This window comes from Bacillus sp. MYb78 (assembly GCF_002975115.1).
GTDB lineage: Bacteria > Bacillota > Bacilli > Bacillales > Bacillaceae_G > Bacillus_A > Bacillus_A cereus.
In genome coordinates, this window is sequence record NZ_PCOB01000017.1 from 61,996 (window position 1) to 85,122 (window position 23,127).

Below are 23,127 nucleotides of genomic sequence, written 5' to 3' on the forward strand. Positions count from 1 at the left end.
AAATGGGAGACGTTATTGATATATATGGTTTATCACCTTTGCAAAAAGGAATACTGTTTCATACTTTATACGATCAAGATGATGAACATTCTTTTTCCTATATTGTACAAGTAGGTTTCTTGCTCGGGGGGCAATTGGATGTTGCTACTTTTGAAAAAGCTTGGGAATATGTTATTCAACGACATGAGGTTCTACGCTCAGTATTTGTTTGGGAAGAAGTAGAAAAACCTCTACAAGCAGTTTACGAACGTCTTCCTTTTACTATTCATCAAGAGGATTGGAGTACCTATTCGCATGAGGAGAACGAGAAGAAATTACAACAGTTTTTGACTGCAGATCGTAGGAAAGGATTTTTATTGGATGAAGCACCATTGATGAGAGTCACTGCGATTAAAGAAGCAAAAGAGGAAACGAGAATTATCTGGACACATCATCATATTTTGCTAGATGGATGGAGTGTGTCATTGATCCTTAGTGAAGTGATGGAAGTTTATCTCAAGATGATAAAGGGAGAATTGTTGAATCTTCCTAAATCTCTTCCTTATAAAAAATATATTCAATGGATAAATAAACAAGATCAAAGTCAAGCAGAGGAATTTTGGAAAGAAGAATTAAAAGGGTTCTATGCACCTACTCCATTAGCAATGGAAAGAAAGGATGAAGGACAAGAGAAGGGTTATGGAGAGTGTGCTTATCAAGTATCTGAGGAACTTACTGAGAGTTTACAAAAGTGGGTACGAAATAATCGATTAACGTTGAATACGTTAGTACAAGGTGCATGGGCTTATTTGATGAGTAGGTATAGCGGTGACAGTGACGTCGTATTTGGCGTAACTAGCGCTGGACGTCCTACTGATTTAATAGGAGCAGAGAATATGGTGGGGCTATTTATTAACACATTACCTACCAGAATTCGATTAACGGATAATACATCAGTAGTAGATTGGCTTCGTAAAATACAAATGAAAGAAATGGAACGAAGACAGTATGAGTATAATTCGTTGATAGATATTCAAGGCTGGAGTGAGGTTCCGCGAAATTGCTCCTTATTTCATACCTTGTATGTGTTTGAAAATTATCCAATTCAAGATGAGAGAAATGATGATTTAAGATTACTAGATGTTAAAAGCACGGAACAAACAAATTATCCTTTAACACTCATTGTAATGCCCGGTAAGAAAATTACTTTAAAGTTGATGTATGATCGAAGCTATTTTAATGAAGAAGCAATAAATCGGATTCAGAATCACTTATTGCAAATATTAATTCAGATGACGAAGAGCTTAGATTCAAAACTATTTGAAATTACTCATTTAACAGAAGAAGAACAAATACAGTTACTAGAGGAATGGAATCATACTCAAGTTAATTATTCGGCTGAAGGCATGATTCATACGATGTTTGAGGAGCAAGTAAAAAAAACACCGGAAGCAATCGCGGCTAGTTACGAAAATGAACAAATTACCTATAAAGAGTTGGAGAAGCGTGCAAATCAGTTAGCTCATTATTTACAAAAGCATGGTGTAGGCCCAGAGTCTCTAGTTGGGGTATATATGGAACGTTCATTACAAATGATGATAGCGTTATTAGGTATTCTAAAATCAGGAGCAGCGTATGTTCCACTTGACCCTACTTATCCAGAGAGTCGACTTCGATATATATTAGAGGATGCTGGAATCGAAGTACTAGTGACGGAAGAGAATTCTAAAAATTTGTTTGTATCTGAAAATATAGAAACGATTTGTATGAATAAAGATTACACTGCAATTGAAAAAGAAGAAACAACCCCATGTATAAGTGGTGTAACAGGAGAAAATTTAGCGTATGTTATGTATACTTCAGGATCTACAGGGAATCCAAAGGGAGTAATGATTGAGCATCATTCAGTAATTAATTATCTAGAATGGATGCAACATAAATATCCGCTTTCTGAAAAAGATGTGGTCTTGCAGAAAACGCCATTCTCATTTGATGTCTCTGTTTGGGAATTGTTTTGGGGCATTCACGTTGGTGCAAGTGTATCTTTCCTACCTCCAGGTGGAGAAAAAGATCCTTCTATTATAGCTGAAGTGATTAAACAACATCAGGTTACTATAGTTCAATTTGTACCTTCGATGTTATCTGTTTTCTTAGATTACTTCAATCATATTGAATTGAACATGAATTGTTCGTCCGTACGCCATGTATTTTCTGGTGGAGAAGAACTAAGTTCAGGGTTAGTTAGACGTTTTCAACAAAAATGGAATTATAGTGGACAAGTGAAATTAACCAACTTTTATGGGCCAACTGAAGCCACTATTTATGTCAATGCATTTGATATTCAGCCTAATCAAGAATTTGTTTCTATTGGGCAGCCAATACAGAACACGCAATTATATGTATTAGACCAAAATCAACGCTTGCAACCAATAGGAATTGAGGGTGAGTTATATATTGGTGGTGCTGGTTTAGCACGTGGATACTTAAATCGTCCGAATCTTACTGCTGAAAAATTCGTTTCGCATCCATTCCAATTGGGAGAACGACTATATCGAACAGGAGATTCAGTAAGATATCTAACTGATGGAAATATAGAATTTATAGGTAGAATGGACCATCAAGTCAAAATGCGTGGTTTTAGGATTGAATTAGGAGAAATTGAAGCCACTTTAGAAAAATGTTCGTTTATTAAAGAGGCTGTTGTATTAGTTAGAGAAGATCGTCCAGGTGATCAACGATTGGTTGCATATGTAATAAGCGATGGAAATACCCAAGAGTGGAGAGAGTATTTACAAAACCAATTACCGAATCATATGATTCCAGCGCACTTTATAGAGTTAGAACACTTCCCGCTTACTCCGAATGGGAAAATTGATCGAAAGGCCTTGCCGGCACCTGATGAGCAAGCTATTGAAGATTTAAATGTGCTACCCCGGACGCCATCAGAAGAGCTTATTGCCTCGGTTTGGAGTCAAGTGTTAGGAACAGAAAATATTGGTATTCAGGATTCCTTCTTTGAACGTGGTGGGCACTCACTACTTGCTACTCAAATCGTCTCTAGATTGCAAGAACTGTTCCAAATTAAAATTCCATTACGTGAACTTTTCAAGCACGATACAGTGGAAGCATTGGCGAAACGAGTGAATCAGTTACGAAAAGAAGATAAAAAACGAGAGGTTGCTCCTCTTGTACCTATGAAACGAGAAGAAGTTATCCCACTTTCCTATGCGCAGAAACGTCTATGGTTTATTGATCAATTAATGCCAAATAGTGCTATGTACAATATTCATGCAGCGTGTCGCTTAACAGGTAAATGGTCAATTGAAGCATTGGAGGTCGGATGGAATCAATTGTTGGAGCGTCATGAATCATTAAGGACGACAATTCTAGAACAAGAGGGTGAACCTTTTCAACAGGTTCAATCTCATGTGTTCAGACATATTCCTCAAACGAATCTAACAGATCTTTCTTTGGAAGATAGGGAAAGAGAAATGAAACGGCTCATTCAAAACGAAGCTGAGGAACCATTTCATTTTGGACAAAATCCTCTGATTCGAACACGAATATTGAAAGTGGACAGGGAAGAATGGGTTCTCATTTGTACGATGCATCATATTATTTCAGATGGATGGTCAATGGGAATCTTACTTGAAGAATGGATGGCTTTTTATGAAGGAGCACTAACCGGAAAACCAGTGGAATTGAAGGAGTTATCTATCCAATATGCAGATTTTGTCATGTGGCAGAAGGAATGGCAAAAAGAGGAGAATTTGAATCAGCACCTTCAATATTGGAAGGAAGAATTATCTGGGGAACTACCGGTTTTACAATTACCGATGGATCGTCCTCGATCTGCAGTTCAAACCCATCGTGGTGCAAGTCAGTCCTTAATAGTGGCGAATTCCCTACAGGAAAAGCTCAAAGATTTAAGTCTGCAAGAAGGGTGCACTTTATTTATGACATTGATGGCAGCGTATCAAAGCTTCCTTTCTCGTTATACAGGACAGGACGACATTATAGTTGGAAGCCCAATCGCTAATCGAAATGTGAAAGAGATTGAGGGATTAATTGGATTCTTTGCAAATACGTTGGTTTATCGAGCTGATTTCAGTGAAAATCCGACGTTCCAAGAACTTTTGTCGCAGGTAAGAAAAAAAGCGCTAAAAGCATACGAGTATCAGGACATCCCATTTGAGAAAGTGGTAGAATCCGTAAAACCTGAACGGAATACAAGTCATTCACCAATATTCCAAACTATGTTTACTTTACAGAATACGAAACAAGAGTTTCTTCAGCTATCTGAAAGACAAATGGAACTCATGGAAAGCCATGCTTCGGTTGCCAAATTTGATTTGAGTTTATTTGCTTCTGAGACGGAAGAAGGATTATCACTAACCTTTGAATATAATACTGATTTGTTTAATGATACAACCATTGAACGTATGGCAAGTCATTTTAAACATTGGTTAAATCAAATTGTCTCTCATCCAAAATGTGTACTATCAGAACTGAATATGTTATCGAAAGTAGAATATAAGCAACTACTAGAGGAATGGAATAAATCGCGTGTTATAGATATGGAAGAAAGTACGATTCATACAATGTTTGAAGAACAGGTGAAAAAAACACCAGAAGCAATTGCAGTAGTGTGCGAAGATGAAGAACTAACATATCGAGAGTTGGATGAACGCTCGAATCAGTTGGCACATTATTTACAAAAAAATGGTGTAACATGCGAATCATTAGTTGGCATTTGCGTTACACGTTCATCCGAGATGATTGTCGGTCTCTTAGGAATTATAAAGGCGGGAGGAGCATATGTCCCAATTGATCCAGCGTATCCGGAAAGTCGACTGCAGTACATTTTAGAAGATGCTCAAATAAAGGTACTGGTGACACAGGAAAAGTTACAACAAAAAATGGCTATACCTAAATTCGTCAACGTGATTTGTATTGATCGTAATCGAGCAGAAATAGAACAAGAAGTAACTACGGTATGTACGAGTGAAGTGACGGGCGATAACTTAGCCTATATTATTTATACTTCAGGTTCCACTGGAAATCCAAAGGGAGTAATGATTGAGCACAGGAATACAGTAACAATGATTCATTGGGCGCATCACACGTATTCCCGAAAGGAATTAGCGGGAGTGTTAGCTTCAACTTCGCTATCTTTTGATTTATCCGTTTTTGAAGTATTTGTTCCCTTAACGATGGGTGGTAAGGTGATTGTCACTGAAAATGCGCTACATCTAGAGAAGTTGTCTTCCAAAGGTGTGACTTTGGTTAATACTGTGCCATCGGCAGCAAAGGAACTGGTTCGAGCAAAAACAATACCTTCTTCGGTAAAGGTGATGAATTTGGCTGGAGAACCATTGCCATATTCGCTTGTTCAAGATTTATACGAGAGAAATACGATTGAAAAGGTGTACAACCTATATGGACCTTCCGAAGATACTACGTATTCCACGTATATGGAATTAGAAAAGGGTGTCATGCATAGGGTTCCACCGATTGGTAAACCAATATTCAATACAGAAGTATATGTACTAAGTGCTGAACAAAAAATGGTTCCAATTGGTGTAGTTGGTGAGTTGTACATTGGTGGATCAGGATTAGCACGTGGATATTTAAAGCGCCCTGACTTAACGAAAAATCGTTTTATACCGCATCCGTTTAAAGAAGGAGAGCGAATATACCGGACTGGAGATTTAGTAAGGTATTTGCCGGATGGAAATTTGGAGTATGTTGGACGAATCGATCATCAAGTAAAAATTCGTGGGTTCCGGATTGAACTAGGAGAAATTGAAGCGACATTACAAAGGCATACACTAGTTAACGAAGCTATTGTGATGGTGCGGGAAGATTATCCTGGCGACCCACGTTTAATTGCCTATGTTGTAGGAGACGGGGATGCTCAAAAGTGGCGTGATTATCTCAAGGATCAACTACCAAATTATATGATTCCAGCCTATTTTGTTGGATTAAATGCATTTCCACTCACTCCTAATGGGAAAATTGATAGGAAGGCCTTACCAGCGCCAGAGAGACAGGAGATAGCAAGTGGTTATATTGCTCCTCGTACGTCTACGGAAAAAACAATCGTTTCGATATGGCATGAAGTTTTAGGTAAGGAAAACATCGGAATTCAAGATTCGTTTTTTGAAATTGGTGGCCATTCACTACTCGCTACGCAAGCTGTTTCCAATCTTAAAGAGGCTTTTGGAATCGAGATACCATTGCATGATTTATTTATGTTTCATACGGTGCAGCAATTGGCAGAACAGATTGATCAATTGCTCGATAACAAAAATCAAGAAATGCAGAATGATAGTAAGGAGAATGTAAGTCTTCAAGACTATGTTCAAAAAGAAGCAGAAGTGAGTAATGATGAAGAATTACTGGAACTACTTAAGCAATTAGAGGAGCTATCAGAGGAAGAAGCACAAGGGATATTCGAGAGTAATTTGATTGAGGAAGGGGTAAAAAAATGAGAAGTGATTTACTTGCAAAGCTGAGTTCACTTTCTCCTGAGAAGAGAGCATGGCTTCAGAAGCAAATGCAAAAAAAGGAGAATAAAGAAGCACTCCCGTTGTCTTATGCACAACAACGTTTGTGGTTTATGGACAGATTTAACCCAAACAGTTCTTTATATAATATTCCAACAGTATGGCATCTAAAAGGAAATTGGATACCTGAAGCATTAGAAAAGGGATTCAATCGACTCATTGAACGCCATGAATCATTACGAACTGTTTTTAAAGAAGTAGGAGAACAACCTGTGCAACAAATTGCCGAATTCCTTCCTAGAGCATTACCTGTAAGAGATTACTCTCAACTTCCTCCAGAAGTAAAAGAAAAAGAGGTAGATAGTTTAATTGCGAGAGAAGCGCAAGAACCATTTGATTTAATGAATGGTCCTTTAATTCGTAATCAGCTTGTTCAATTAGAGAAGGATGAATGGTTATTACTGTGTACGATGCATCATATTATTTCTGATGCTTGGTCCATTGGTATATTCATGAATGAATTACTTGCTTTCTATGAAGAAGAAATGGGTGGAAATCCTGCTAAATTAAGTTCATTATCCATTCAATATGCAGACTTTGCGAAGTGGCAAAAGGAGTGGTTGCAAGGTGATGTGCTAAATCGTCAGCTTACGTATTGGCAGGAAGAATTGTCTGGGGAGCTTCCTATCTTACAACTGCCAGTGGATCGACCTCGGCCGGTTAAGCAGACTTACTCTGGGGCTACGCATCATGTGATTTTTCCTTATAAATTGCTCAGTCAATTGAAGGATATAAGTCGACAAGAAGGATCTACTTTATTTATGACTTTAATGGCCGCATACCAGAGCTTTCTTGCTCGTTATACGGGACAAAAAGATATTCTAGTTGGTAGCCCGATTGCAAATCGGAACCATAAGGGAGTAGAAGGATTAATTGGTTTCTTTGTTAATACGTTGGTTTATCGATCAGATTTGAGTGGCACCCCTACTTTTCGGGAGATTTTGAACCAAACAAAGAAAAAGGCGTTAAAAGCATACGAATATCAAGATATCCCATTTGAAAAAGTGGTAGAAGCTGTGCAACCTGAACGAAGCATGAGTCATTCCCCTATATTTCAGACCATGTTTACGCTACAGAATATAAAACAAGAACGACTAGATTTGCCTGATAGAAGTATTGAAATGGTAGAAAGTAATATGTCTATTGCTAAATTTGATTTGAGCTTAACTGCCTATGAAGTGGAAGAAGGTCTATTCGTCTCATTTGAATACAACACGGATTTATTTGATAGTAGTACCATTGCGCGTATGGCAGTACATTTTGAGAACTGGCTAAATGAAATCACGTATCATCCAGATGAATCATATACAAAGCTGTCAATGTTATCGGATACTGAGCAAAAACAACTCCTAGAAGAATGGAATGATACGGACGTAGTTTATGGTCATGATCGTATGATTCATGAGCTATTTGAGCAGCAAGTTGCACGGACACCTGATGCAGTGGCGGTAGTTTATGAGGGTGGAAAGCTAACGTATCAAGAACTGAATGAAAAATCGAATCAATTGGCACATTTTCTACAAAAACGAGGTATCGGACCTGAATCATTGGTTGGTATATGTATTGAACGTTCTCCTGATATGATTATTGGTCTCTTTGGGATTTTGAAGGCAGGTGGGGCTTATGTCCCACTGGACCCAAGTTATCCCGAAAACCGCCTAAGATATATTTTGGAGAATTCACAAATTCAAGTGCTGTTAACAAAAGAAACACTACAGGACTGGTTACCTAAAGATATTCAAGCAATTTGTTTAGACCGGGATCAAGTGATGATTTCTAAAGAGAGTAATTTAGCTCCGGTAAGTGGAGTAACAGCAAATAACTTAGCCTATATTATATACACTTCGGGTTCGACGGGAAATCCAAAGGGGGTAATGATTGAACATCATTCTGTTATCAATCGCCTACAGTGGATGCAGAAAAAATACCCATTGTCTGAGGAGGATACAATCCTACAAAAGACACCGTTTTCGTTTGATGTTTCTGTCTGGGAATTATTTTGGTGGTCATTTGTAGGAGCACGTGTTTGTTTACTTCCACCAGGAGGAGAGAAAGATCCTGCGGTGATTGAGGAGTATATTGAACGATACCGTGTATCCACCATGCACTTTGTTCCGTCGATGTTATCTACTTTCTTAGATTATATGGAACTATATAATTCGAAAAGGGATGTCTCGTCTTTAATTCAAGTTTTTACTAGTGGAGAAGCGTTAAACACTGAGCAGGTTCGCCGGTTTAAGGGAATCTTTTACAATGCTCAGCAAACAAAGTTAATTAACTTGTATGGTCCTACTGAAGCAACTGTGGATGTGACTTATTACGATTGTGATTTAGAAAAAGAACCAATGCTTATTCCGATTGGTCGTCCGATTAATAATACAGAGTTGTATGTGTTAGATCAATATCAACAAGTGGTCCCGATTGGTGTGGCAGGGGAACTTTACCTTGGAGGAGTAGGATTAGCACGTGGCTACTTCAATCGACCGGATTTAACTACTGAACGTTTTATTCCGCATCCCTTTAAGGACGGGGAACGATTATATCGAACGGGTGACTTGGTGAGATATATGAATGATCGTAACTTAGAATATATTGGAAGAATAGATAACCAAGTTAAAATTAGAGGATTCCGAATTGAATTGGGAGAAATTGAAGCAGCTTTACATGATCACTCATCTGTAAAAGAGGCAGTCGTGTTGGTGAAGGAAGATCGACCAGGAGATAAGCAGTTAATAGCTTATGTAGTGGGTGAAGGCGATACTGGGGAGTGGCGTGAATATCTCAAGAAGCAACTGCCACATTATATGGTTCCGGCATACTTTTTCAAAATTGAAGGTATGCCACTCACTCCAAATGGTAAGGTGAATCGGAAAGCCTTACTGGAATTAGAAGAACAGTTCATAAGTGAAGATATTACTTCATCACGAACACCAGTGGAGGAGCTTATCGTTTCCGTTTGGAGCCAAGTGTTAGGAATAAAAAATATTAATGTTCAGGATTCCTTTTTTGAAATCGGTGGTCATTCACTACTAGCTACTCAAGTAGTTTCACGTTTACAGGGAATTTTTCAAATCGAATTACCAGTACGTGAACTATTTGAATATACAACGGTGGAGTCACTGGCAAAGCGACTAGATCAGTTACGTAAAGGAGATAAAAAACGAGAGATTCCGCCGCTAATACCAATGAAACGAGGAGAAGCTATCCCACTATCTTATGCCCAACAACGCTTATGGTTCATTGATCAATTTACACCTAATAGTGCCCTTTACAATATGCCAATGGTATGCCGCCTTACAGGGAATTGGCTACTTGAAGCATTGGAAACGGGATGGAATCAACTAATAGAACGTCATGAATCACTGCGGACGGTCTTTCACGAAGTGAACGGTCAACCCGTACAGCAAATTGAACCGTATGCTTTTCAATCAATTCCGAAAACGGATTTAACTATGCTTTCTTCTGAAGATCAAGAAGAAGTTAAACGTTTAATTCAACAAGAAACAGAAGTGCCATTTGATTTAACAGAAGGTCCATTAATCAGGACAAGTATTTTGCATGTGGGAGAGGAAGAATGGATACTCCTTTGTACTCTACATCATATCATTTCAGATGGATGGTCAATGGGAATCCTACTTGAAGAATGGATGGCATTTTATGAGAAAGCAACGGATGGAAAGGTAGCGGAACTTGAACCATTACCGGTTCAATATGCAGACTTTGCTCAGTGGCAAAAAGGATGGCTAAAGGAGGAGGTGCTTGATCAACAACTCCAATATTGGAGGGAAGAATTGTCTGGGGAGCTTCCTGTACTCCAACTTCCTATGGATCGCCCGCGTCCCGCAATACAAACTCATCACGGGTCGACATACACTCTGGTTCTGCCAGGCACGCTACATGATAAATTGAATGAACTTAGTCGAAAAGAAGGGGCTACACTCTTCATGACGCTTTTAGCTGCATATCAAAGTTTTCTATCTCGTTATACGGGACAAGAAGATATCCTGGTCGGAAGCCCAATTGCGAATCGGAATTATAGAGAAATTGAAGGACTAATTGGTTTCTTCGTTAACACGCTGGTTTATCGAGCTAATTTAAGTGGTAGACCGACATTTCAAGATGTACTATATCAGGTTCGTCAAAAGGCATTGAAGGCGTATGAATATCAAGATATTCCATTTGAAAAAATTGTAGAAGTTGTGCAACCGGAACGAAGTACAAGTCATTCGCCAATCTTCCAGACTATGTTCATCTTGCAAAATATGAAACAAGAGTTTCCGATGTTATCTAGTAGAAGTATTGAAATGATAGAAAGCCATAGTCCAATTGCAAAGTTTGATTTAAGTGTAATGGCAACTGAGACGGAAGAGGGATTACTTTTTACTTTTGAGTACAATAAGGATTTATTCAATGCTACTACTATTGAACGGATGGCAGGACACTTTGAGAAATGGCTACATGAAGTTTCTCATCGCCCACAAAATCCGTTGCATGACCTGAGCATGCTATCAGAACCCGAACGTACTTTGTTATTAGAAACATGGAATGACACTGTAATGGAAATGTCTCATCAGGGTCTTATTTGCGACAGATTTGAGGAGCAAGTAGCAAGGCGTCCGGATGCGATTGCGGTAGTTGATCAAACAAAACAGTGGACTTATGGTGAACTGGATACACAAGCAAATCAGTTGGCAAATGTTTTACGGCGAAAGGGAGTAGCCCCAGAGTCAGTGGTAGGAGTTTATCTTCCGAGGTCAGCTGAGCTAATGGCAAGTTTACTAGGCATTTTAAAAGCTGGTGGAGCTTATGTTGTTTTAGATCCGTTATATCCAAAATCAAGGTTAGAATACATGATTGAAGATGCAGGAATTCAATTTGTAGTGACGGCGGAAGGACAAGAAGGACATTTCGCACACGTCGAAATGGTGAGGTTAGAAGAACTAACAGTGGAAAGCGTAATCGCACCTACACGTCAAATAAATCCAGAGAACTTAGCCTATATTGTTTATACCTCTGGTTCTACAGGAAAACCGAAGGGTGTCATGGTTGAAAATCGCTCATTAATGAATATGGTTTCTTGGCATCAAGAAGTTTATCATATTTCAGCAGAGGATCGTGCGACTCAGATTGCAGGGGTTGCTTTTGATTCGGCTGTCCAGGAGATTTGGCCGTATCTAACTGCTGGCGCAGCACTCTACTTGTCAACAGAGGAACTGAGAATTAATCCAGAAGCGCTAAGGGACTGGCTCATCGATTCACAAATAACAGTTAGTTTTGCACCTACGCCTATTCTGGAAAGACTATTGAAATTATCTTGGCCAGATAAAACGGAGCTTCGTTTTATCATTACTGGTGGGGATCAATTAACGCAGTATCCATCTAACGATATTCCTTTTGCGGTAATTAATCAGTATGGTCCATCGGAAAATACCGTTGTTACCACAGATTGTTACGTACCTGTAGGAGTGACAACGGGTACGCCATCGATTGGTCGACCGATTGCGAATACAGAAGTTTATGTGTTAGATTCTCATCTTCAGCTAGTACCAATTGGTGTAATTGGAGATCTCTATATTGGAGGGAAGAGCCTTGCACGTGGATATGCTAATCGTCCGGATCTTACAAAGGAAAAATTTATTCCACATCCTTTCAAGTCAGGAGAACGTCTCTATTATACAGGAGACAAAGCAAGTTATCTTTCTGATGGTAATCTCCAGTTCCATGGACGTATAGATGACCAAGTGAAAATTCGTGGTTTCCGGATTGAATTGGGAGAAATAGAAGCTGTTTTGCAGGCGCATTCTTCTGTGAAAGAAGCTGTTGTATTGGCGCGAGAGGATAATCAAGGTGATAAGAGATTAGTAGCTTATGTAGTTGGTGAAGGAAGTGTCCATGAATGGCGAGAACATCTACAAACACATTTACCTAATTACATGGTTCCAACAAACTTTATTGAGATGGAATTTTTACCACTTACACCGAATGGAAAGCTTGATTTGAAGGCATTGCCTATACTTAGTGAACAATCCGCTGAAAATACTGTATACCCAAGAACTCCGCTGGAAGAACTTATTGCTTCAGTATGGAGTCAAGTGCTAGGAATAAGAGACATTGATGTTCAGGATTCTTTCTTTGAGCTTGGTGGTCACTCTCTACTTGCTACACAAGTGGTCTCACGCTTACAGGAAGTCTTTCAAATCAAATTGCCAGTACGTGAACTGTTCGAATATTCAACGGTCGAGGCATTATCGAAACGAATAGATCAGTTACGTAAGGGGAGCGAAAAACGAGAAATTCCACCATTGATGCCGATGGAACGAGGGGGAAATATTCCACTGTCTTATGCCCAACAGCGCTTATGGTTTATTGATCAATTTGCACCTAATAGTGCACTTTATAATATGCCAATGGCATGCCGTCTTACAGGGAATTGGTTACCTGAGGCATTGGAGTTGGGATGGAATCAGTTGATAGAGCGTCATGAATCTTTGCGGACTGTATTTTATGAAGAGGATGGCCATCCTATGCAGCAGATTCAACCGTACGTTTTCCGTCCGCTTCTGCAAATGGACTTAACTAAGCTTTCATTAGAGGAGCGAGAAAGAAAGTTGGAGCAATGGATTCAAACTGAAGTCGAATCTCCATTTGATTTAGAAAAAGGGCCATTGTTCCGTGGGAAACTCATAAGAATTTCAGAAGAAGAATGGGTTCTTCTATGTAATATGCATCATATTATCTCAGATGGATGGTCGATGGAAATCTTGCTTCAAGAATGGATGGCATTTTATGAGAATGCGATTGGTGAAAAACAAGCAGAGCTGGAACCACTACCAGTTCAATATGCCGATTTTGCTCAGTGGCAAAGAGAATGGTTGAAAGATGAAGTACTATATCAACAACTTGCGTATTGGAAGGAAGAATTATCCGGTGAGTTACCAGTCTTAATGTTGCCAATGGATCGTCCGCGTCCGCCAGTGCAAACCCACCATGGATTAACTCATAATGTTTTGTTATCGCGCTCATTACTGGATAAATTAAACGAACTAAGTCGTCAAGAAGGGGCCACACTTTTCATGACCTTATTGGCATCGTATCAAAGTTTCCTTGCTCGTTATACGGGACAAACGGATATTATTGTTGGCAGCCCAATTGCAAATCGAAATTATCGAGAAATTGAAGGGCTGATTGGTTTCTTTGTCAATACATTGGTTTATCGAGCTGATTTAAGTAATGCACCGGCATTTCAAGAGTTGTTGTCTCAAGTGAGGATAAAAGCATTGAAGGCGTATGAGTATCAAGATGTTCCGTTTGAGAAAATTGTAGAGGTTATCCAACCTGAACGAAATACAAGCCATTCTCCGATTTTCCAAACCATGTTTACTTTGCAAAATACGGGACAGAAGCTACCAGAACTACATGGAAGAAATATAGAAGTAATGGAAAGTAATGCTCCTATCGCTAAGTTTGATTTAAGTTTAACTGCTGCAGAAGTGGAAGAGGGTTTATTACTTACTTTTGTTTATAGAACTGATTTATTTGACAGCTTAACTATTGAATCCATGGCTGAACATTTTGGGAACTGGTTAAATGTAATCGTGGAGAATCCTGATAAATCATTAGCTAAGTTGCCTATATTGTCAGGATTACAGCAAAAACAGTTGGAGGAGTGGAATAATGATGCTGTAGCATATCCACAGGAAAGTACGATTCATCAGCTGTTTAAAGAGCAAGTAAATCGTACACCTGATGCGGTAGCAGTGGTAGATGAAAAACAGCAGTTAACGTATCGAGAGCTGAATGAAAAAGCTAATCAATTGGCCCACTATCTTCAGCAATGCGGGATTGGGAATGAATCATTGGTTGGACTTTGCTTTGAGCGTTCAGTTGAGATGATTGTTAGTATTATGGGGATTTGGAAGGCTGGAGCAGCCTATGTTCCATTAGACCCATCATATCCAGAAAGTCGTCTACGATATATTTTGGAGGACACTGGAATTCAAGTATTAGTTACGAACGAGTCATTGGAAGACTGGATACCTAAAGAAATCAAGATAGTTTGTCTAGATAGGGATCAAGCAATGATTTCACAAGAAAGCATTCTTTCACCAAAATGTGAAGTAACAGGAGAAAACTTAGCGTATGTTATCTATACTTCAGGATCAACGGGGAATCCAAAGGGTGTCTTGATACAGCATCATTCTGTACTAAACTTGTCGCATGGTTTACAAAAAGAAGTTTTCGAACATGAGATACCATCTAACATGCATGTCGGTTTAAATGCGTCAATTGCCTTTGATGCATCTATCCAGCAATTACAAATGCTGCTTTATGGTTCAAGTTTGTATATTATTCCGAATGAAGTACGAAGTGATCCGGAGCAGTTTGTAGCTTATATTAGGGAGAACAAGTTAGAAATCTTTGATATAACACCTTCATTGCTTCAATTACTTATAGATGCCGGATTGTTAGAAACGTGCGATGGCGTTCATGTTCCAAGTAAGGTACTGGTTGGTGGTGAAGCAATTATGCCGTCATTATGGGAACAGCTAGTAGAGACTGATAAAATACAGTTTTATAATGTATATGGTCCTACAGAATGTACGGTTGATGCAACATGCTATCATATCAAAAAAGATAGTAAGAGAGTAACAATTGGGTGTCCATTGCCTAACGTCCAAACTTATGTATTAGATAGTAATAGGTTGCCAGTTCCAGTTGGTGTGATGGGGGAACTTTATATCGGAGGAGCAGGTCTAGCAAAGGGGTACTTGAATCGTCCAGAGTTAACATCCGAACGATTTATTTCTCATCCATTCAAAGAAGGCGAGAGGTTATATAGAACAGGCGATCTTGTGAGATATCTTCCTGATGGTAATATAGACTACTTAGGAAGAATGGATAATCAAGTGAAGATTAGAGGATTTCGAATCGAACTTGGGGAGATTGAGTCGACTTTACAAGAGCATGACTTGGTAAAAGAGGTAGTTGTAATAGTTAGGGAAAATCAGTCGGGAGATAAGAGGTTAGTAGCTTATGTAGTGGGCGAAGGTAGTGTAGAAGAATGGCGAGAGTATCTTAAAACAAAACTGCCAATCCATATGATACCTTCCTACTTTGTCGAAATGAAAGAATTACCGCTAACCATAAATGGAAAGGTTGATCGGAAATCGTTACCTATACCAGATTATCAAGGAACACAAGAAGGCTACGCGGCCCCAAGAAATGAACGTGAACATAAGCTTTCTATGATTTGGGAACGTGTGCTAGGTTCAAAACGTATTGGTATTTATGATAACTTTTTTGAAATTGGTGGAGATTCAATTCTTAGCATTCAGATTGTCTCTCGCGCAAAGCAAGCTGGTTTACAGTTGACACCAAAACAACTATTTGAACACCAAACGATTGCTGAGTTGGCGCCAGTAGTCAAAGAAGAACAAGGTGTACAAGCTGAACAAGGAATTATAACTGGAGAGACGATACTTACACCTATTCAGCAAAGGTTTTTTGCACAAAATCATCCTAATCCACATCATTGGAATCAATCCATGTTCTTTAGAACGAAAGAAAAATTGGACATAGGATCACTGGAAAAGGCAGCGCGTAACCTTCTACTTCATCATGATGCCCTGCGTTTAAGATATGAACGTTTACCTAATGGGACTTGGGAACAGTGGAATGAAGGAATTGAAGAACAATTGATGCTGACTGTCATTTCATTAGACGAAGTGCCGGAAGCGGATTGGCATGAAGTTATTCAAAAAGAGATTAATGTTGCACAAGAAAGATTGAATTTACATGATGGTCCTTTAATGAGAATGGTGTATTTTGATGAAGGTGAGAAGACTGGCCGATTATTTTGGACAATTCATCATTTAGCCGTCGATGGTGTTTCTTGGCGAATTTTATTGGAAGATTTGCAAACAGCATATACGCAAGCAGTCCAAGGGCAAAAAATTCAATTACCTATGAAGAGTACATCTTTTAAAGAATGGTCGGAGAAATTACAACATTACGCTCAAACTGGAATATCAAAAGAAGTGCTACATTACTGGGAGCAGCAGGTTGAACAAGACGTAGTTATACTGCCAGTAGATGGTACTATAAGTAATCCAGTAAGCGCAGTAACTGAGGAAATTACTGTGGTGTTAAACGAGAATGAGACCCGTATGTTATTGCAAGAGACTTTAAGCACTCACCGTGTCCAAATCAATGAAGTATTATTAGCAGCATTGGTACAAGCTACAGCAGCATGTACGGGGCAGCCGATATTAAGCGTAGATTTAGAGGGACATGGTCGAGAAGAGATTATTGAAGATGTTGATTTATCGAGAACCGTGGGATGGTTTACAAGTATTTACCCAGTTCATTTAAATATTACTAATGCTAATACGCCAATTGCAGCATTAAAAGCAGTTAAAGAACAAGTTCGCAAAATTCCTAATAAGGGTGTTGATTATGGGGTGTTGCGTTACATGAACACAACAATGTGTGAGCCATTAAGCTCCCAATATACACCGTCTATTAGTTTTAACTATCTTGGACAATTTGACCAAATGTTTTCTAGCGATGCAATGTTTATTCCAGAGAACGAATTTAAGCGTTTAGATCATGCTGCCGGTTCCAAGCGATCGCATGTAATTGATGTAATTGGGGTTGTAACGGATGGAAAACTTCAGTTCACTTGGGTATACAATGTTGGACAATTTGCCAAATCAACGATTCAAAGTATTGCACAGAATATGCTATATCAACTGAGTAGATTGATTCAATCTTCAGATAGAGAATCTGCACTGACCATTTCGGATTTTGCAATGGCTAATCTTAGCCAAGAAGGTTTGACAAATGTACTAAACAAAATGCATCGTGGAAAGAACAATCAGATTACTGATTTATATCCACTATCACCTTTGCAAGAAGGTATGATTTTCCACACATTGCATGATCAAGGGGATGAACATGTTGCACCGTATATAGTGCAATTGAGTTTTATGATTCAAGGGGAAATGGATATTCCTACTTTTGAGCAGGCGTGGAAATCTGTAATTCAGCGGCATGAAATTTTTCGTACAGCATTTGTATGGGACGAAATTGAAGAACCTGTACAAGTGGTGTATGAAAATATCCCATTTAAAGTGAACAAAGAAGACTGGAGTACAATGACAAGTGAAGAGATAGAAGAAAAAAGAAAAGTCTTTTTGGAATTAGATCGAAAACAAGCCTTCCAATTTGATGAAGCACCATTGATGCGGGTAACGGTCATTCAAGAAGGTGAGGAAGAATATCGGGTTGTTTGGACACATCACCATATTTTACTGGATGGATGGAGTTTACCATTGGTCTTTAATGAATTACTTACAGTCTATCAGAAGAGAATGAATGGAGAAGCTGTAAAGTTACCTAAATCCTCACCATATAAGAAATATATCCAATGGCTCAGAGAACAAGATAAGGAGCAGGCGGAACAATTCTGGAGAGAGAAGCTAAAAGGTTTTACTGCACCAACTTTACTGGGCTTAGAAAATAAAGAGGAAGAAAAAGGTTACACAGAGAAGGTTACGTATTTATCAGAAGAGCAGACTCAAGAGTTACAAGGATGGGCGAAACGAAATAAACTTACTTTGAGTACAGTAATTCAAGGTGCATGGGCATATCTCATGAGCCGATATAGTGGAGAAAATGACATTGTCTTTGGTGTAACAAGCTCAGGGCGTTCTACGGAGATTATTGGTGTTGAAAACATCGTAGGTCCTTTCATTACAACGTCACCGACGCGAATTCAATTGATGGATGATATAAAAGTAATAGATTGGTTGCAGAAGTTACAAGAGGAAGAGATAGAAAGAAGACAATATGAGTATGCTTCTTTGACAGAGATTCAGGGGTGGAGTGAGGTTCCTAGAGGTACACCGCTGTTCAATTGTTTATATGTGTTTGAAAATTATCCAGTGAAAGAAGAATCTTCAGAAAATCTGGAAATTGGTGAATTGAAAGGGGTAGAACAAACCCACTATCCATTAGGATTGGCTGTAGTTCCAGGAATTCAGTTATCGTTAAAGTTAATGTATGACCGTAGTAAGTTTAATAGAGTAACCATTGAACGAATGCTGGGTCATTTACACAAAGTGTTAATGCAAATGCTCAAAAACATTGATCAAAATCTATCGGAGCTAGTATATATTACGGAGGCTGAACAAAGAAAGCTATTGGAAGAATGGAATAATAATGCTATATCCTATCCACGTGAGAATGTAATTCATCAACTATTCGAAGAGCAAGTAAATCGTACACCTGACGCGGTGGCAGTGGTAGATGAAAAACAGCAACTAACGTATCGAGAGCTGAATGAAAGAGCTAATCAATTAGCCCATCATTTACAGAAATGTGGAATTGGGACAGAGTCATTAGTTGGCCTCTGCTTTGATCGATCAGTTGAGATGATTGTTGGTCTCATGGGAATTTGGAAGGCTGGAGCAGCCTATGTTCCATTGGATCCATCGAATCCGGAAAGCCGCCTGCAATATATTTTACAAGACACGGGAATTAAAGTGTTAGTTACAAATGAGGTATTACTAGGATGGATACCTAAAGACATCAAGACAGTTTGCCTAGATAGGGACCAAGCAATGCTTTCTCAAGAAAGCAAACTTTCACCAATATGTGAGGTAACAGGGGAAAACTTAGCGTATGTTATCTATACTTCTGGTTCGACAGGGAATCCAAAGGGGGCTTTAGTACAGCACCATTCTGTAATAAACCTATCCTATGGTTTACAAAAAGAAGTTTTCTCACATGACATACCTAGTAATATGCGCGTCGGTTTGAATGCGTCAATTGCCTTTGATGTATCTATTCAGCAATTACAAATGTTGCTTTATGGTTCAAGTTTATATATTATCCCAAGTGAAGTTCGCACTAATCCGGAACAATTTGTGTCCTATATTAGGGAGAATAAATTGGAAATGTTTGATATGACACCTTCATTACTTCAATTACTTATAGATGGAGGGTTGCTAGAAATGAGTGCTGATGTTCATGTACCAAGTAAGATATTAGTCGGTGGTGAAGCAATCATGCCGTCATTATGGGAACAGCTAGTAGAGACCGAAAAAATTGATTTTTATAACGTATACGGTCCTACAGAATGTACGGTTGATGCAACGTGTTATCATATTCAAACAGATAGTAAGAGAGTTACGATTGGACGTCCGTTGCCGAACGTTCAAACTTATGTATTGGATAAAAATTTGCTACCTGTTCCAGTTGGTGTAACAGGTGAGCTATATATCGGTGGTGCAGGTATAGCGAGAGGATACTTGAATCGTCCAGAATTAACAGCAGAGCGATTTATCCGTCATCCATTTAATGAAGAAGAGCGTTTATATCGTACGGGAGATTTGGTTCGTTATTTACCTGATGGTAATTTAGATTACTTGAGAAGAATTGATAATCAAGTGAAAATTAGGGGCTTTCGTATTGAACTTGAAGAGATTGAAGCGAATCTAGAGGGGCATCCATTGGTAAAAGAAGCAGTAGTTTTGGTAACAGAGGATAAATTAGGAGAGCAGAGATTGGTTGCTTATGTAGTTGGAGATGGAAGTATGCATGATTGGCGTGAATATCTCAAGAGACAAGTACCGAATTATATGGTTCCTGCACACTTTATTAAGGTAGACGAGATGCCTCTTACAACGAATGGAAAAGTTGATCGAAAGGCATTGAACAATTTAACTATTCAAAGAGAAAATAACTTCTCTACACCAATCATTCCAAGGGATGAAATTGAATATCAGTTGATTAAAATCTGGCAGGATGTGTTACAGATAGAAGATGTCTATGTAAATGATGATTTCTTTAATAGAGGGGGACACTCTCTCCTTGTAATTAAACTAGTTTCAAAAATTAGGGAGAAGTTTGGAAAAGAGATTAAGGTGTCTACATTGGTTAAGAATCCAACAGTGGAAGGAATCGCATGCCTTATTCGTGATAAGTATGATATGACGAAATCAGTATCAGCGCTGGTTCCACTGCAAGAATCAGAAAAAAGACCGTTCTTCTGCATTCATCCGTTTATGGGGAATGTATTCTGTTACATTCAACTAGCAAGATTACTTAAGAACCATTGTTCATTTTATGGTTTACAGAATCCTCTTATAGAAAAGAAAGAAATTGACGAGTTGACCTTGCCGGAAGTAATTCAATTTTACATCGAAGAAATAAAAAGTGTTCAGCCAGAAGGTCCATATCGTCTTGGAGGATGGTCTTTAGGCGGTGCAATTGCTTATAAAGTCGCAACTGTACTAAGGAGTCAAGGTGAGGAAGTTGAGTTGTTGGTACTAATGGATACAAAAGTACCATCAGAGCAGGATTATAAAACAAGAGAAGAAATGCTCTCATATATATATGAGCATTTCATTCCTAGAGATTTTACTGAGCAGGAAGAAGGCCTCATCCATAAACAAGATATGCTTGTGGAGCGATTAATTATGGAAGGAGTACTCCCGCCAGATGCAGATCTTATGAATTTAAAGCAAGTTATCAATGCTCATAGGAAATGCCTGAACTTAATGGCAGAGAATGATTTGATACCATACTTTGGAAAAGTTCTCTACTTTAGTGCTGAGGAAGGAAAAGAGTTGTTTACAGATTGGGGACCTTTATTAAAAGGAAGAGTAAATATGTATTCTGTTTCTGGATCACATGAAGAGATAGTGGATTCACCTGCAGTTGAAAAAATAGCTATGTATGTACTAAATGAATTTGAAGGAATAAAAGAAACATCCCTTTCATTAACGGAAAAGTAGAGAGCACAAAAGATGTAACGCTTATGAATGAAAAGGGCAGCCCAATAACTGCAAACAAGTGTAGGCAATGATGAATATATCAAGAGCATTATTTTTTAAGGGGATAGTGCAAAAATTACTTGATAGATACATATAAACCTATATGAGTTGCTCAAAGTATGATGTAAATGCTCTGAATTCTTTGTAATAGAAGAGAATACCTTGATGATATAACTGAGGAAAGGTGTATATTTTCATTGATATGTAAATATGCACCTTTCCTATTGTATATGAAAGTTAATAAAGTTAATTTGAATTTCTGTAACGTACATATACGAAGCCATTCTTTAAAAAAGGACGTGATTTATCATACAAATTCACGCTGTGAAAATACCAAAGAATATTGAAAGTCATTTGTTTAAGAAACTTAGTAACTTGGTTTCAAATGGGAAGAAAGAGCGAATGAAGCGATTATTAAATTCATGCGACATTAATAGGACCCTGATAGGGGATTTACTAATCCGATCTCTAATCTGCCAAAAGTATAAAATTAATAATGAAGAAATTAGATTTATATATAATGAGTATGGAAAACCTTTTGTTGAAAACTTTTCTGACTTTCATTTTAATGTGTCTCATTCAGGAGAATGGGTGGTTTGTACTACTGCTAATTTTAATGTGGGTATTGATATAGAAAAAGTTTCAGAAATAGAGGCTTTTAAATTAGCAAAAGAATTTTTTTCAGCGGAAGAATTTTATGATATATCTAATATGAATTCTGATGAACAAATTAATTATTTTTATGATTTATGGACATTAAAAGAAAGCTATATAAAAACGATTGGAAAAGGGCTTTATACCCCATTAAATTCATTCTCTATAAAAAAAGAATCACGAACTTCAATTTCATACAAGCATATACCTAAAAACTTTTACTTTAAACAATATAACATTGATCCAAATTATAAGTTATCTGCTTGTGCAACAAGAGATGAATTTCCGCAAGAGATAATAATTAAAGACATTTATACAATTTGCCAAACTATATACAAATTTGAAAGTAAGGAGAAAATCAATGCAGAAGACTAAACTTTTTTGCTTTCCACATGCTGGGGGATCTGCGTTTAACTACGCAAAATGGAAAAATTACTTTAATCCATATATTGAAGTAGTCCCGATAGAATTAGCTGGCAGAGGATATAGAATTGAAGAAAGCTTGTACCAAGGTATGGAAGAGGCCGTAAATGATGCCTACACTAGTATAGTTAAGCAAATAGATGCTTCGCCGTACATTCTATTCGGGCATAGCATGGGGAGTTTGATTGCCTATGAAGTAGCCAGGAAAATACAGGATTCTAATAACGAATTACCTGAATTTCTTGTTTTGTCCGGTAGAAACCATCCAAATAGTATAATAAAAAATATCCGATATAATCTTCCTAATGAACAATTTAAAAGAGAAGTTATTGCAATGGGAGGTACACCATCTGGGGTACTTCAATCAGAAGAATTAATGGAGATTTTTCTCCCTATTTTAAGAGCAGATTTTAAGATTGTCGAGACATACATTCATGATAATAATATACAACCATGTGATATTGATTTTCTTATATTTAATGGGAAAAATGATGAATTTACTACATCTGATCAAGTAATAAAATGGAAGCAATATACAAGTAAAACGTGTACTTTTCATTCTTTTGAAGGTAGTCATTTCTTTCTAAATGAAAATATTGAAGAAATAGCAAAGAGTATTATAGGAAAGTTAAATTCTAAAAGATTATCAACTAGTTTTTAGA

General features: G+C 38.1%; 4 protein-coding genes. All 4 read left to right on the forward strand.

All coding sequences use genetic code 11. The features are described from left to right. The first annotated feature begins 2 nt into the window (after window positions 1–2). Entirely contained in the window at window positions 3–6,473 is a 6,471-nt protein-coding gene (locus tag CQ064_RS24850) for a non-ribosomal peptide synthetase (RefSeq protein WP_000503031.1), read from the forward strand. Further along, entirely contained in the window at window positions 6,470–21,349 is a 14,880-nt protein-coding gene (locus CQ064_RS24855) for a non-ribosomal peptide synthetase (RefSeq protein ID WP_001255756.1), read from the forward strand. Before CQ064_RS24850 ends, CQ064_RS24855 begins: the two co-directional genes overlap by 4 nt. Window positions 21,350–21,712: 363 nt before the next feature. Further along, window positions 21,713–22,417: a 4'-phosphopantetheinyl transferase family protein gene (locus CQ064_RS24860; protein WP_002042141.1), complete on the forward strand. Its 705-nt coding sequence runs from the start codon at window positions 21,713–21,715 to the stop codon at window positions 22,415–22,417. Next, window positions 22,404–23,126 (forward strand): thioesterase II family protein, encoded by a 723-nt coding sequence (locus CQ064_RS24865; protein ID WP_001172924.1) that lies wholly within the window; start codon window positions 22,404–22,406, stop codon window positions 23,124–23,126. Before CQ064_RS24860 ends, CQ064_RS24865 begins: the two co-directional genes overlap by 14 nt. The last annotated feature ends 1 nt before the right edge of the window (window position 23,127 follow it).